General features: G+C 29.7%; 1 protein-coding gene. It reads left to right on the top strand.

Going from position 1 to position 1024, the window contains the following annotated elements; genetic code table 11:
- Positions 1 to 788: stealth conserved region 3 domain-containing protein (locus tag L4D09_RS28780; RefSeq protein WP_428460950.1), on the top strand; the 788-nt coding region annotated here is incomplete at its 5' end.
- Positions 789 to 1024: the final 236 nt, after the last annotated feature.

Consider the following 1024-nt stretch of genomic DNA (forward strand, 5'->3'; position numbering starts at 1 on the left):
ATTTAAGATCATTAGAAGAATATGCGCCATGGGTAAGAAAAATATTTATTGTTAGTAACTGCAAACCGCCGGCTTGGTTAGATATGAACAATGTGAAAATAAATTGGGTTTATCATGAAGATATATTTGAAGATCATGAATTACCTACATTTAGTTCGCACGCGATAGAGTCAAAATTACATAAAATACCTGGGTTATCAAACTTTTTTGTTTATGCAAATGATGACGTAATACTCGCTCGTTTAACAAAAAAGTCTGATTTCTTTTACTCTAATGGCTTGTGTAAAGTTAAATTAGAATCATACGGAAGTGTTAATGCTAATATTGATGAATCAGAACCAGATTATTTGAATGCAGCTAGAAATGGACAGAAGTTGATTTTTTCAAAGTTTGGGAAAATTCCAACTCAGCTTCATACTCACTCCCCTAATGCTTTAAGAAAAGATATACTTGAAGAAATGGAAGTAGATTTTAAAATTGACTTTGATAGAACTTCAAGCAATAAGTTTAGGCATGTTTCAGATATATCGGTAACTAGCTTCTTATTCAGTCATTATGTGTATTTTAAAGGTTATGGTGTTTACGACCCTACGCCATCAAGGTTAATTAAAGATACACAAAAATTTGTTGCTATTTATGAGAACTTACGTAATCGAAAATGTAGTCAAAGATTTATTTCTTTTTGTATAAATGACGGTGCAGAAAGTGAACAGAACGAATTGTGGAATAGAGAATCATTAGTTTTTTTGAATGATTATTTTCCTAATAAGTCTCAGTTTGAAATTTAGTAATAGTTAGGGTGCTTAAGCACCCTATTATGGTATTATCATGTTAGTTAAAAGTATAATTACTATGACGTTGAAGAAAATATATTTGTTTTTTTTAACAAAGATAAAACTTAGTTGTTTAGGAAAAGGTAAAAGCAATATTAATTCCTTCTATTCATATTGTAATATCATAGAAGATTTTTATCGAACTGCTATCAAGTCATCAAGAGTTAGTGGTTGTGATCTTATTGTTATAC

The organism is Photobacterium makurazakiensis, from assembly GCF_050336715.1.
GTDB lineage: Bacteria > Pseudomonadota > Gammaproteobacteria > Enterobacterales > Vibrionaceae > Photobacterium > Photobacterium makurazakiensis.